Here is an 11810-nt window from a genome sequence, read left to right as displayed (position 1 = left end):
AACTTGCCCATGAAGACCCTCGGCCTGATCGGCGGCATGAGCTGGGAATCCACCGCCGAGTACTACCGCCACCTCAACGAACTCACCCGGGAACGCCTCGGCGGGCTGCACTCCGCACCGCTCGTGCTCTACTCCGTCGACTTCGCCACCGTCGAACGGCTGCAGGCCGAAGGACGCTGGGAGGAGGCCGGCGCCCTCCTGGCCGACGCCGCCCGCGCACTGCAGGCCGCGGGCGCCGAACTACTGCTGATCTGCACCAACACCATGCACAAGGTCGCCGACCAGGTCGCCTCGGCCGTCCGGGTGCCGCTCCTGCACCTCGCCGACGCCACCGCACAGGCCGTCCGCACGGCCGGCCTGCGCCGGGTCGGACTGCTCGGCACCGCCTTCACGATGGAACAGGACTTCTACCGCGGCCGGCTGGCCGCCGGCGGCCTCGACGTCCTCGTCCCGGACCAGGAGGGCCGCGCCCTGGTGCACCGGGTGATCTACCAGGAGCTGTGCCTCGGCGTCGTCCGCGAGGAGTCGCGGGCCGCCTACCGCCGGGTGATCGAGGACCTGGTCGCCGCCGGGGCCGAGGGCATCGTCCTGGGCTGCACCGAGATCGAACTGCTCGTCCGCCCCGAGGACAGCCCCGTCCCGCTCTTCCCCACCGCCCGGCTGCACGCCGAAGCCGCCGTCGAGGCCGCCCTGGCCGGCGGGGTCACGGCCTGACGGAGCCGCCCCGTCAGGCCGTGGCCCGGTCGCGCCCAGCCGCCAGGGCGGAACGGCACCGGCCGGCGGGGACGCCGGCGGCCACCGCGCGCTCAGCCGCTTCGGCGCCCCGCGCCAGGGCGTGTCTTTCGGATCACGTCGGATCAGCGGGCGTCGTTGGGGTGCGTGCATCGGCGGCGCCGAGGAGGGAGTCCATGCGGAGCATCGGCGACTGACGAGAAGCCGGCGAGGTGCGTGCCCCGGCGGCGACCGCCTGGCGTGATCCGAAAGACACGCCCTAGGCTCCCGCCGTGGCACAGAGCGAACTGCTGGTCGACATCCGCGAGTACACCGTCGAGTCGCTGACGGACCTCCGCGCGGCACTCGTCGCCGTCAACCACGAGGCCCTGCACCACTGGCAGGGCCGCAGCCTGGACGCCCTCTGGGACATCATCGAGAACCGGGGCTTCTCCGACCTGCTCGACTCCCACGACGTCCTGGTCGTCCGGGCCCGCCGCAGCGCCTTCCTCTCCCCGGAGCACCCGCTCGGCCGGACCCTGCTGGAGCTGTTCCACGACGCCACCCACGCCCGGCTGGAACTCTGCTGACCCGGCTCGCGCGACGGACGAAGGGGGGGGTGGGCCGTGACCCGGGAACTGCCCGAGCGGCACGTGGTCCTCAACGAGCTGGCGCAGGGCCTGCGGCCGCTGGCCCAGGGGATCGACTGGTTCGACGGGCTGCCCGGCGAGGAGCAGCGGCTCGCGCTGCGGGACCTCGCCGCGTTCGCCGTACAGGCCCGCGCCACCACCGAGGACGGCGTGGCCGCCGTCCGCCCGGCCGGGCTCAAACCGACCCACACCCCGTCGGTGCTGCTCTCCGGCGGGCGGATCGAGCACCGGCTGGGGGCGGTCGCCCGCCTGGAGCCGCCGCACGAGCGGCGCAAGGCCTTCCGGCTGCTGGTCCACGTGCTGGCGCTCGCCGACGCCCGGCGCCGGGAGCGCTTCTGCCGCGACGGCTGCTCCCACGCCTGGCACCGGCTGGGGCCCGCCCGGCCGCCGGGCGCCGCGTCCGGCACCACGGACTGGTCGCGGCTCACCCACGCGTACGGCACCGCCGAGGACGTCCCGGTCCGGCTCGCGCGCCTCGCCGCCGACCCCACCCCGCAGGGCTGGGACGCCCTCTGGTCCGCCCTGTGCCCCGACGACACCGTCCACCCGGCGGGCTTCGCGGCGCTGCCGGGACTGCTCGACATCGCGGGCGGGCTCGACCAGCAGCGCACCCTGCCGGCCCTGGCCCTGGCCGGTGCCATCGTGGCGGGTGCCGACCAGCCCCACGGGGCCGGGAACGTCCGCGCCCGGTACGCCACCGAGATCGCCGCCCTGCGCGCGCTGGCCGAGGAGCACCGGCGGACGGCCCCCTGCGTGCGGGACTACGCCGCCTCCCTGGACGCGCAGTTGAGCCTCGAGGGCGGTCCGGCCTGGGCCGGGGAGCTCACCCTGGGGATCATCGTGCAGCAGTACGAGCTGACCTGCCCGGCGTGCGCGGCGGAGGTCCTGGTCGTCGTCGGCGACCGCGGCCGGTACTCCCGCCCCGGCGGCCGGGCCCTCGCCACCGCCGGTGCCGACGCCGGCTCGGCCGGCCACGCCGCGACCCACCCGCTGCGGCCGGCCGACCCGGCGGACCTCCGCGGCACCGCCCGCCGCCTGTACGACCTGGCGGTCGCCGACCACCGGCCGGCCGTCGCGGCCGTGCTGGCCTGTGCGTTCGGCACCGCGACCTGCCCGGGCTGCGGGGCGGACTTCCCGGTGGCCGAGCGGATCGCCGCGGCCGCCGGGGAACCGGGGACCGCACCGGCCTGACTCCCTGACCGCCCGGGGCCGCGCGCCGCGCCTTCGCCCGGTCAGACCCCGTCCGAGCCCCGCTCGAGCCCGAGGTCCGTCCGGGCTCCGGTGATCCACCCGAGCACGCCGTACGCGTCGGTGTCCTCCGCGAGCGCGGTGGCCTCACGCAGCAACTCGGCCGCGTCCGCACGCCGTTGCTCCTGCCCGGCGATGTAGGCGAGGCCGACCAGGTTGGCCGCGACGCCGGGAGCGAAGTCGGCCTCGCGCCGCAGGCGGGTCGACTCCTCCAGGTGGGCGCGGGCCTCCGGGAGGCGGCCGGCCATGTGGTCGAGGATGCCGAGATGACGCAGCGCGTAGGAGGCGGTGAGGGTGTCGCCGGCCCCGCGGGCGAGGTCCAGGGAGCGCCGGAGCAGCGGCTGGGCGGTGTCGTGGTCCCCGCGCACCACCTGGTGGTAGACGGCGATCCAGAACAGCGCCTCGCCGCGGCCCCGGTCGTCGCCGAGCCCGGCGTAGAGCCGCTCCGCCCGTTCGAAGAGCGCCAGTTCCTCCTCGGACTCCTCCTGCCGGGCCACGGAGCGGGCGTGGACCACCCGGCCGCGGGCCAGGGCGAGATCCGCCTCGACCGCGTCGAGACACCGGTCGGCCCGGGTCAGTGCGCCGGTGTCGCCCCCGAAAACCGCTTGCTCGTAGAGCCGTTCGGCTTGCTGCACACGATCGTCGATTCCGGTCATGGGGCGATCGTATCGATCACCCCTCCCCCGGGCCCGCCGTCTCGACGATCAGCAGACTCCCCCGGCTCCCCGCCCGGACCGCGTGCCGCGCCCCCGCCGGAACCACCACCAGCTCTCCTGAACGCAGCGTCATGTCGGCTTCCTCGACGTACAGTTGCAGCACCCCGTCGACGACCAGCAGCACCTCGGCCGCGGCGTGCGACTCCACCGGCAGCTCCCGCCCGTCCATCCGCAGCAGCTTCACCTCGGCGGCCCCGACCAGCCCCAGCACCCGGGACTGCCAGGCCTGCGGCAGCCGGGCCGCGCACTCGTTCACGTTCACGTTCATCAGGTCGACCGGGTTCACGGCATGCCTCCCCGCGGTCCGCCCGCCCGGTGGGGGGAGGCGTCCGCACATCGCGTTCAGTGGATGCCGAGGACGCTACCCGCCCGGCGCCGCCCGTTGGTCGACCGTTCGGTAAAGACTGCCGGACCGCTCCGCGCGGCCCTCGCCCCCGCGAGGTGCTACGCGTGCCGGCCGACGGCCGGCGAGGCGTGCTCGGCCAGCACCTGCGCGATGACGTACCGGGCGATGTCCGCCATGACGGGATTGGTCTCCCGGTAGTAGTCCAGTTCGGCCACCGCGATCGACAGGGCCCAGCCCCGGCCGCGTGCCCAGGCCGCGTCGTCGGCCCCCACCGCCGCCCGGAAGTCGCCCCGGACGGCCGCCGGGAGCACGTACCAGGCCGGGATCAGGTCGACGGCGCCGTCCCCCAGTCCGGCGCACCCGAAGTCGATGACCGCACTCAGCCGGCCGCCGGAGACGAGCAGGTTGCCCGGCTGCAGGTCGGCGTGGATCCAGACGGGCGGGCCGGACGGCCCCGGGGCCTCCAGGGCCGCCTCCCAGGCGTCGGTCGCGGCGCGGGTGTCGACGATCCCGTGCAGCCCCGCGATCGCCGCCCGGGTCTGGCCGTCCCGTTCCGCGAGGGGTTCGCTGCGGTAGGCGGCGGGGCCGCCCGCCGGGTCCACCCGGTGCAGGGCACCGACGAAACCGGCCAGGTCGCCGGCCAGCAGCGCGGGCTCCTCGGCCCGGCCCGCCACCGGATTGGCCCCGTCCAGCCAGCGGAAGACCGACCACGGCCACGGGTACCCCGCGACCGGCCCGCCCACGCCCAGCGGTGCGGGGACGGGCACCGGCAGGGCCGGGGCCAGGCGCGGCAGCCACGCGTGCTCCTTGGCGATGTCCTCGGCGGCGGCCGGGATCCGCGGCAGGCGCACCACCATGTCCGCGCCGAGCCGGTACATGGCGTTGTTGGTGCCGGCCGAGTCGACCCGTTCGACCGGCAGGCCGGCCCACTGCGGGAACCGTTCGGCGAGCAACGCGCGCACCAGCGCCTCGTCGATGTCCCACTCGTCCGCGTGCATCGCGCCCATGCCTGTGGCTCCCCCTCGCTCGGTCCGGTCACGTGCCGGCGGCCGGGCTCACGCACCTGCGGGTACGGCCCCGGCCGGCTCGGACCCCGTCCGGTGGACCGGGCCGGGCACGGGGCCCGAATCTTCCACCGGGGTGCCGGGCCCGCAACCGGATTTCGGCGGCCCTCACCCCCGCGCGGCGAGGTCCGTGCGGTCGGTGAGGCCGTGACGGCCGTCGAGGTCCCGGCCACCGGCGAGGTCCTGACTGCCGGAGAGGTCCTGACTGCCCACCACCTTGAGCAGCCGCAGCGCCGCGTGCGAGGGGGTGCCGGGCGCCGCCGTGTAGAGGATCACCCACTGATCGCGGTGCGGGTCGTGCAGCGCCTCGCAGTCGAGGTCGAGCGGGCCGACCACCGGGTGGAGGATCCGCTTGCGGGTGGAGCGCCGGACCTCGACGTCCTGACGCGCCCAGAGCTCGCGGAACTCCGCGCTCGCGGCCACCAGGCGGTCGACCAGCCCGCGCAGCTCGCTGTCGGCCGGGTAGCGGGCGGCGGCGACCCGCAGGTCGGCGACCGCACGGAGGGCGAACTTCGCGGCGCCGTCCGGGTCGTGGCGGGCGCGGGTGTCCGGGTCGGTGAAGAAGCGCCAGATCATGTTGCGCTCGCCGGGCGGCAGGACGGAGAAGTCGCCGAGCAGCGCGGCCGCCATGGCGTTCCAGGCGAGCACGTCCCGGGCGGCGCTGCAGACCATCGCCGGGGTGTCGTCGAGACGGTCGAGCAGGTGCAGCAGCCCGGGCCGCACCTCCCGCGGCGGGCCGGCCGGCGGCAGCGGCGGCTCGCCCACCAGGTGGTGCAGATGGGCGCGTTCGTCGTCGGACAGCCGCAGCGCCCGGCTGATCGCCCCGATCATCTGGCGCGACGGGCGCGGCCCCCGGCCCTGTTCGAGGCGGATGTAGTACTCCACCGACATCCCGGCGAGCTGGGCGACCTCCTGGCGGCGCAGGCCCGGGGTGCGCCGGCGCCCGCCCGCGGGCAGGCCGACGTCGGACGGCTGGATGCGGGCGCGCCAGCGCCGCAGGAAGGCGGCCAGCTCCGCCCGGTCCACGTGTTCCACGCCGTCCAGTCTCGCCGGGCGGCCGACGCGCCACCATGGCACCGCCGGTACCACCCTCGACAGTGCTCTCCCGGGCGTCGCCGCCCCCGGTCAGGGTGGGGCCATGACCGACAACCGCATCGTCCTCGTCACCGGCGCCAACAAGGGCATCGGCTTCGCCACCGCCCGCGAACTCGCCCGCTCCGGGCACACCGTGCTGATCGGCGCCCGCGACCCCGGCCGCGGCGCGGCCGCCGCCGCGGAGCTCGCCGCGCAGGGCCTCGACGCCCGTTTCGTCCACCTCGACGTCACCGACCCGGAGTCGGCCGCCGCGGCGGCCCGCCGGATCGACGCCGAGCACGGCCGCCTGGACACCCTGGTGAACAACGCGGGCACCGCCCTCGACTACGGCCACACCCCGCAGACCCTGCCCCTGGAGGCGCTGCGCGCGACCTACGAGACCAACGTGTTCGGCGTGGTCACCGTGACCAACGCGATGATCCCCCTGCTGCGCCGCTCGCCGGCGGCCCGGATCGGCAACGTCTCCAGCGGTCTGGCCAGCTTCGCCGGCTTCCTCTCCCGCCCGGAGAACCCGGTCTGGGAGCACGCGACCCTGCTCGCCTACAACTCCTCGAAGGCCGCGCTCAACGCCGTCACCCTGGTGTACGCCCGCGAGCTGCGCGGCACCGGGATCAGGGTCGACGCGCTGGAGCCGGGCTACTGCGCGACCGATCTGAACGGCCACGCCGGCCCGGCGAGCGCGGAGGAGGGCGGGCGGGCGATCGCCGCCCAGGTCGGCGGGCCGGGTGACGGCCCGACGGGCTCGTTCTTCCGCCCGGGCGGCGGCACCCACCCGTGGTGACCGGCGCCCGCCGGTGACCGCTGCCCGCCGGCGGCCGGCGACCGATGCCCGGCGCGTCCGGCCGTGCGTCCGGCCCTGCGTCAGGCCCGGCGCGTCCGGCCCTGCGCCGCCCCGCAGACGCGGGTTTGAAGGCAGACCCTAGGCGGGCTGGACGGCCCCGGCGGCGATGAGGGCGGGCAGCCGGCGCATGTCGTCGAAGACGACGGTGTCCGGCCCCGCCAGCCGCTCCGCGGGGGTCACGCCGCCCGCGTAGCCGAGCGAGCGCATCCCGGCGGCCCGGGCGGCCTCGACGCCCGGGCGGCTGTCCTCGACGACGATGCACGCGGCCGGGTCGACGCCCATGGACCGGGCGGCGTGCAGGAAGAGGTCGGGCCAGGGCTTGCCGCGTCCGACGTCGGTGGCGGAGAAGATCCGGCCGGCGAAGTGCCCGTGCAGGCCCGTCCGGCCGAGGGTGTGGCGCATCTTCTCGTGCGAGCCGCTGGAGGCCACGCAGGTGGGCAGGGTGATCGCGGCCAGCGCCTCGGGCAGACCGTCGACCGGGGTCAGTTCGGCGTCCACGGCCTCGGCGTGGAGCTCGACGAAGCGCTTGGCCCACACCTGCGCGGTCTCCTCCCCGAGCCGGTCGGCGACCAGCGTGTGGTTGGCCGCCTCGGAGCGTCCGACGAACCGCTCGATCGCCTCGGCCTCGGTCAGCGGCCAGCCCAGCTCCGCGCCGAGGCGCAGCAGCACGCGCACGGCGATGACCTCGCTGTCCACGAGGACGCCGTCACAGTCGAATATCACCAGTTCGATCGGCTTGATCATCCCCACAGGATAGGCATCCGTCCGGACCGGCCACCGGGCGGCCCGGAGCCGGCCGGCGGCCGTTCGCCGAAGTCACGGGCCCGGAGGGGGAGTTCACCGTCGATGCCGGGCCCGGCCCGCGGGGTCCGTGGACTCCGCGGGCCGGGCGCTCGAACCGGACGGGCCTCAGCCGGTCTGGACGGAGGTGTCGTCGATCACGAAGCTCGTCTGCAGCGAGGAGTCCTCGACGCCGTTGAACTTCAGGGTGACGCTCTGGCCCGCGTAGGACGAGAGGTCGAAGGTGCGCTGCTGGTAGCCGGCCGCGGCGTCCACGTTGCTGTAGGTCTTCAGCGTGGTGCCGTTGGCCGAGAGGGTCAGCTTGTCGTAGGCGGTGGAGCCGGTCTCGGCGGTGTCGATGTGCAGCCAGAAGCTCAGCGTCGCCTTGCAGCCGGCCGGGATGGTGACGGTCTGCGCGAGGGAGTCGGTGTGGCTGGAGCCGTAGCCGTTCAGCCAGGCCTTCCAGGAGCCGCCGTGGGCCGCCTGCGAGGAGCTGTTGTCGACGACGCCGGAGCTGGTCGTCCACGGGGAGGCGCTGCCGGTCTCGAAGCCGGCGTTGCCGAGCAGCTGGGCCGGGGTGCAGGTGCCGCCGCCACCGCCGGTGACGGTCCAGGTGAAGCCTGCGGTGGCGGTCTTGCCGGCGGAGTCCGTGACCGTGACGGTCACGTTGGAGGTGCCGGCGGCGGTGGCGGTGCCGCTGATCAGCCCGGTGGAGGCGTTGATCGACAGGCCGGCCGGGAGGCCGGTCGCGCCGTACGACAGCGGGGCGGTGCCGCCGGAGGCGTTGATCTGCAGGCTGACCGAGCCGTTGAGCGCGGTGGACTGGTTGCCCGGGTTGCTCACGGAGACGGCGCTGCCGGCGGGCTTGGTGAGCAGGCAGCCGGCGACGTTGAGGTCGATGGCCCGGTTGGCGCCGAGGCAGGTGGTGAACCAGTAGGTCTCCTCACCGTAGCTCTGGCCCTTGAACGCCTTGGTGGTGCCGTCGGCGGCGACCTCGCAGGGGTTGTCGAGGGTGCACATCTCGCCGTTGTCGTTGCCGGTGTTGTTGATGCCGACGATCCGCCCGCTGGCGGAGTCGACGATCGGCGAGCCGGAGGTGCCGTGCGTGGTGTTGCAGCCGGAGCTGTAGCGCAGCGAGTCGTGCCAGGTCCACTGGTCCTCGCGCAGGGTGGGCACGAACCCGTTGACGGAGCAGTTCCACACCTGCTTCCAGTACGAGGAGGGTATGTACATGGCGGAGCCGTCGACCGGGTGGCTGTCGTTGATGGTCAGCGCGGTGGCGCCGTACTTGGAGCTGATCGAGGCGTAGGTGTCGGTGAGCTGGTAGAGCGCGACGTCGGTGCCGGTCATCGTCGCGTAGAGCACCTTGTCGGCCTGGACGGTGCCGAGGGTGTTGCCGGCGCCGTTGAGCAGGGTGCCGCTGCGGCTCGCGCTGGCGTTCTGGATGACCTGGCCCGCGGTGGGCATGGTCGGCAGGCAGTGGCCGTTGGTGAGCATGAGCGCCCGGTCGGCGGACACGGAGCTCGGGTAACGCACCAGCGACGCCGAGCAGTTGCTCAGGGCGATGGTGGAGGTCAGGTCGCTGGCCTGGACCGCGTGCGCGGGGGCGGCGGCGAGGGTCAGCCCGCCCGCGACGACGGCGCTCACACCCGCCATCGCGACAACTCTCTTCAGCATGGCTCTCCTTGTGGGGGATCGCGGGGTGTACGACTGGTCGCCGAGGCCCGCGCCGCACGAAAGTGCCATGGTCACTTCAAGCGGTCAACCGTCCTGACCGAACTCGCCACCGCCGATCGGCGGTCGTGCCACCGGGCGGGGGCCATCCGCCCCGGTATGCCTGTTACGCGCGCAACCGACGGCACCCCCGGGCACTGCGGGTGCCAGGAGGTGCCAGGAGGTGCCGACGAGAAGTCAGGACGCTTGCAGCGAAGACGAGTCGGGAGCAGATGCCCGAAGGCCAGGACACCCAGCACCCCGGCGCCCACGCCCACGCCCACGGCTACGGCTACGGCTACGGCTGCGGGAAGGAGTCCGCGTCCACGCTGTCGGTCTTCGCGTTGCCGCCCGCCGTCGGCTGGAGGGTGATCGACCAGGACGTCGCGGTGCGGCCGGTCTCGAACGCCAGCGTGTCCTGGAACTTGGTGAAGCGGCAGCTCTGCGTGAAGGCCTTCGCGTCGGAGTCCCAGTCCACGCCGCCGGAGAAGAACACCTCGTAGGTGCCGTCCTCGACGCCCTCGATGCTGGCCTTCGCCCCCTTGGCCACGTACACCGAGTGCACCGACTTGCCGTTCAGCGCGAGCGAGACCACCGCGTCCGACTTGCCGCCGTTGTCGACCTTGAACACGCCCTCGCCGCGCAGCCTCCCCTCCCGGACCAGGGTGCCGTTGTCCAGCGAGCGGGACTGCTGCTTCGGCGTCTGCGGCGCCGCGAAGGTCGTCTGAAAGCCCAGCGCCGCCATCTTCGCCAAGGCCGAACCCACCCCCGCCAGGCCCTCGGAGGCACCGAGCTCGGCCTGGGCCGAACCCAGCGCGCAGACCCCCTTGTTCTTGATGTCCTTGCGGACCCCGGCCGCGTCGGAGGAGAGCTTGGTCAGCGAGGCCACCAGCTCGGCCCGCGCCGTGGCGGCCTCCGGCGGCTCGCTCGCCCAGCGCAGGTCACTGCCCGCGGTCGTCGCGGCGCTGCCGATCGTGCCGAGCAGCGTGTCGAACTCGCCCAGGGTCTTCGCCGTGGACACCTGGCCCAGCGCCTTGGCGAGCGGGTCGATGCCCTTGGCGAGCACCGGGCCGTACGGCGGCCTGGTCGGGGTGGGGAGCGGTGTCGGGGTCTCGGCCTGCACCGGCACCGCGGTGACCGTCGCCGTGGACGGCCCCGCGGCCGCCCCACCACCACCACCGCCCCCGGAGCACGCGGCGCACGCGGCGAGCAGCAGCGCGGTACCGACGGCCAGACCTGTCTTGCTGATGGACTCCATGGAACCCCGCCCCGGTGACGTCTCGTACACACTGCGTGCACGACCCCGCCGCCATGGTGCCGACCCCGCCCAGGCCGGTCAACCGGATTCGCGGTTTCCGGCGGAAGGGCTACGTCAGGGGGCGTACGGGGGCGCCGACGGAGGTCAACTACGATCGGCCCGTGCTCAGTCTCACCGGCCTCCCGCTCCAGATCGCCGCCTCGGTCATCGCGATCCTCGTCTTCGCCGCCACCATGTGGCTCTGGCCGCGGTTCGGCGGGAAGGGCTGGAAGTCCTGGGCGGGCCGGATCGGCGCCTTCCTCGCCGCCCAGGTCTCCGTGCTGGTCGCGATGGGCCTGATCGCCAACGGCTACTTCGGCTTCTACAGCTCCTGGACCGACCTGCTCGGCACCAGCGGCGGCCTGGGCACGGTGGTCGACCACTCGCCCAACGCCTCCGGGGTGTCCGTCACCGGCGAGCAGAAGTTCTACTCCGCCCAGGGCTCGGAGCCCGACCGCTCCGGGCTGATCCAGAAGGTCGACGTCAAAGGAGCGGGCAGCGGCCTGAGCAGCGAGGCCTACGTCTACCTGCCCCCGCAGTACTTCCAGCCGGACTACGCCAAGCAGCGCTTCCCGATGGCCCTGGTGCTCACCGGCTACCCCGGCACCCCGGAGAAGCTGATCTCGCTGATGCAGTACCCGGCGTCCACCCTCTCCGCGATCGAGCAGAAGAAGCTGCCGCCGACCATCCTGGTGATGACCCGCCCCACGCTCGTCGGCAACCGGGACACCGAGTGCGTCGACGTCCCGAACGGCCCGCAGGTGGAGACCTTCTTCACCAGCGACCTGCCCAAGGCCCTCGCCACCTCCTACCGGATCGGCACCGACCCGGCGAACCGCGCCGTGATCGGGAACTCCACCGGCGGCTACTGCGCCCTCAAGTTCGCGCTGCGCAAGCCCGACTCCTACCGCGCGGCGGTCGCGCTCTCCGGCTACTACAGCGCGGCCCACGACGAGACCACCGGCGACCTCTTCGGCGGCAGCGACCGGCTGAAGCAGGAGAACGACCTGCTGTGGCGGCTGAAGAACCAGCCGCCGGCCCCGGTCTCCCTGCTGCTGACCACCGCCAACGACGAGAACAACTTCGGCGAGACCCAGGCCATGGTCGGCGCCTTCAAGTCCCCGACCAAGATGTCCACCATCACCCTGGACACCGCCGGCCACAACTTCCACACCTGGACCCGGGAGATCCCCCCGGCCCTGGAGTGGCTGGGCAAGCACCTCTCGATGCCGCCCGCGGCGTAGCCGAAGCCCGGACCCGACAGGGGGCCGGCAGGGCACCGGCAGGGCACCGGCAGGGCTCCGGCAGGGCCCGACGGGGCGCGGTCCCGAGATCACACCCACCTCACA

At 74.1% G+C, this 11810-nt stretch carries 12 protein-coding genes; 5 read left to right on the top strand and 7 right to left on the bottom strand.

The genetic code is table 11. The features are described from left to right. The first annotated feature begins 9 nt into the window (after positions 1 to 9). The 3 genes from ACFYUY_RS28505 (at position 10) to ACFYUY_RS28495 (ending at position 2552) form a co-directional block, all read left to right on the top strand. Positions 10 to 714 carry an aspartate/glutamate racemase family protein gene (locus tag ACFYUY_RS28505; protein WP_387904844.1) on the top strand — a complete coding sequence of 235 codons (705 nt, stop codon included), beginning with the start codon at positions 10 to 12 and terminating at the stop codon, positions 712 to 714. A gap of 290 nt (positions 715 to 1004) precedes the next feature. Beyond that, the gene (locus tag ACFYUY_RS28500) at positions 1005 to 1301 is read left to right on the top strand and encodes a hypothetical protein (RefSeq protein ID WP_360213024.1); all 297 of its coding nucleotides are present in this window, start codon (positions 1005 to 1007) and stop codon (positions 1299 to 1301) included. Positions 1302 to 1337: 36 nt separating this feature from the next. Continuing rightward, complete coding sequence (locus ACFYUY_RS28495) at positions 1338 to 2552, top strand: DUF5958 family protein (protein WP_360213022.1); 1215 nt, start codon at positions 1338 to 1340, stop codon at positions 2550 to 2552. A gap of 41 nt (positions 2553 to 2593) precedes the next feature. Here the strand turns inward: ACFYUY_RS28495 and ACFYUY_RS28490 are convergent, their stop codons facing one another. The 4 genes from ACFYUY_RS28490 to ACFYUY_RS28475 all read right to left on the bottom strand — a co-directional run bounded on the left by ACFYUY_RS28490 (position 2594) and on the right by ACFYUY_RS28475 (position 5761). Further along, complete coding sequence (locus tag ACFYUY_RS28490) at positions 2594 to 3265, bottom strand: tetratricopeptide repeat protein (RefSeq protein ID WP_387904840.1); 672 nt, start codon at positions 3263 to 3265, stop codon at positions 2594 to 2596. Between the two features lie 16 nt (positions 3266 to 3281). Beyond that, the gene (locus ACFYUY_RS28485) at positions 3282 to 3611 is read right to left on the bottom strand and encodes a cupin domain-containing protein (protein ID WP_360213018.1); all 330 of its coding nucleotides are present in this window, start codon (positions 3609 to 3611) and stop codon (positions 3282 to 3284) included. 158 nt (positions 3612 to 3769) lie between these two features. Beyond that, positions 3770 to 4669, bottom strand: coding sequence for an aminoglycoside phosphotransferase family protein (locus ACFYUY_RS28480; protein ID WP_387905003.1), 900 nt, complete (start codon positions 4667 to 4669; stop codon positions 3770 to 3772). Positions 4670 to 4843: 174 nt separating this feature from the next. Further along, positions 4844 to 5761, bottom strand: coding sequence for a helix-turn-helix transcriptional regulator (locus tag ACFYUY_RS28475; protein ID WP_360213106.1), 918 nt, complete (start codon positions 5759 to 5761; stop codon positions 4844 to 4846). A 112-nt stretch (positions 5762 to 5873) separates the two neighbouring features. On the opposite strand from ACFYUY_RS28475, the gene ACFYUY_RS28470 reads away from it, so the two are divergent. Continuing rightward, complete coding sequence (locus ACFYUY_RS28470; protein ID WP_360213014.1) at positions 5874 to 6611, top strand: SDR family oxidoreductase; 738 nt, start codon at positions 5874 to 5876, stop codon at positions 6609 to 6611. Between the two features lie 138 nt (positions 6612 to 6749). Here the strand turns inward: ACFYUY_RS28470 and ACFYUY_RS28465 are convergent, their stop codons facing one another. The 3 genes from ACFYUY_RS28465 to ACFYUY_RS28455 all read right to left on the bottom strand — a co-directional run bounded on the left by ACFYUY_RS28465 (position 6750) and on the right by ACFYUY_RS28455 (position 10422). Continuing rightward, entirely contained in the window at positions 6750 to 7415 is a 666-nt protein-coding gene (locus tag ACFYUY_RS28465; RefSeq protein ID WP_360213012.1) for an HAD family hydrolase, read from the bottom strand. Positions 7416 to 7580: 165 nt separating this feature from the next. Next, positions 7581 to 9128, bottom strand: a complete 1548-nt coding sequence (locus ACFYUY_RS28460; protein ID WP_387904836.1) for a putative Ig domain-containing protein — start codon at positions 9126 to 9128, stop codon at positions 7581 to 7583. 334 nt (positions 9129 to 9462) lie between these two features. Beyond that, positions 9463 to 10422, bottom strand: coding sequence for a hypothetical protein (locus ACFYUY_RS28455; RefSeq protein ID WP_360213010.1), 960 nt, complete (start codon positions 10420 to 10422; stop codon positions 9463 to 9465). A gap of 161 nt (positions 10423 to 10583) precedes the next feature. Between ACFYUY_RS28455 and ACFYUY_RS28450 the strand changes: the two genes are divergently transcribed. Further along, positions 10584 to 11705 (top strand): alpha/beta hydrolase, encoded by a 1122-nt coding sequence (locus tag ACFYUY_RS28450; protein ID WP_387904833.1) that lies wholly within the window; start codon positions 10584 to 10586, stop codon positions 11703 to 11705. The last annotated feature ends 105 nt before the right edge of the window (positions 11706 to 11810 follow it).

It is taken from the genome of Kitasatospora sp. NPDC004745 (assembly GCF_042873275.1).
Lineage (GTDB): Bacteria > Actinomycetota > Actinomycetes > Streptomycetales > Streptomycetaceae > Kitasatospora.
The sequence above is the reverse complement of the archived record's forward strand: the minus strand, read 5'-3'. Positions and strand labels throughout refer to the sequence as shown.

Bases quoted from the DNA above. Each gene is read 5' to 3' on its own strand.
- ACFYUY_RS28505 (WP_387904844.1), top strand. From the start codon at position 10: ATGAAGACCCTCGGCCTGATCGGCGGCATGAGCTGGGAATCCACCGCC.
- ACFYUY_RS28490 (WP_387904840.1), bottom strand. From the start codon at position 3,265: ATGACCGGAATCGACGATCGTGTGCAGCAAGCCGAACGGCTCTACGAG.
- ACFYUY_RS28480 (WP_387905003.1), bottom strand. From the start codon at position 4,669: ATGCACGCGGACGAGTGGGACATCGACGAGGCGCTGGTGCGCGCGTTG.
- ACFYUY_RS28470 (WP_360213014.1), top strand. From the start codon at position 5,874: ATGACCGACAACCGCATCGTCCTCGTCACCGGCGCCAACAAGGGCATC.
- ACFYUY_RS28465 (WP_360213012.1), bottom strand. From the start codon at position 7,415: ATGATCAAGCCGATCGAACTGGTGATATTCGACTGTGACGGCGTCCTC.
- ACFYUY_RS28460 (WP_387904836.1), bottom strand. From the start codon at position 9,128: ATGCTGAAGAGAGTTGTCGCGATGGCGGGTGTGAGCGCCGTCGTCGCG.
- ACFYUY_RS28455 (WP_360213010.1), bottom strand. From the start codon at position 10,422: ATGGAGTCCATCAGCAAGACAGGTCTGGCCGTCGGTACCGCGCTGCTG.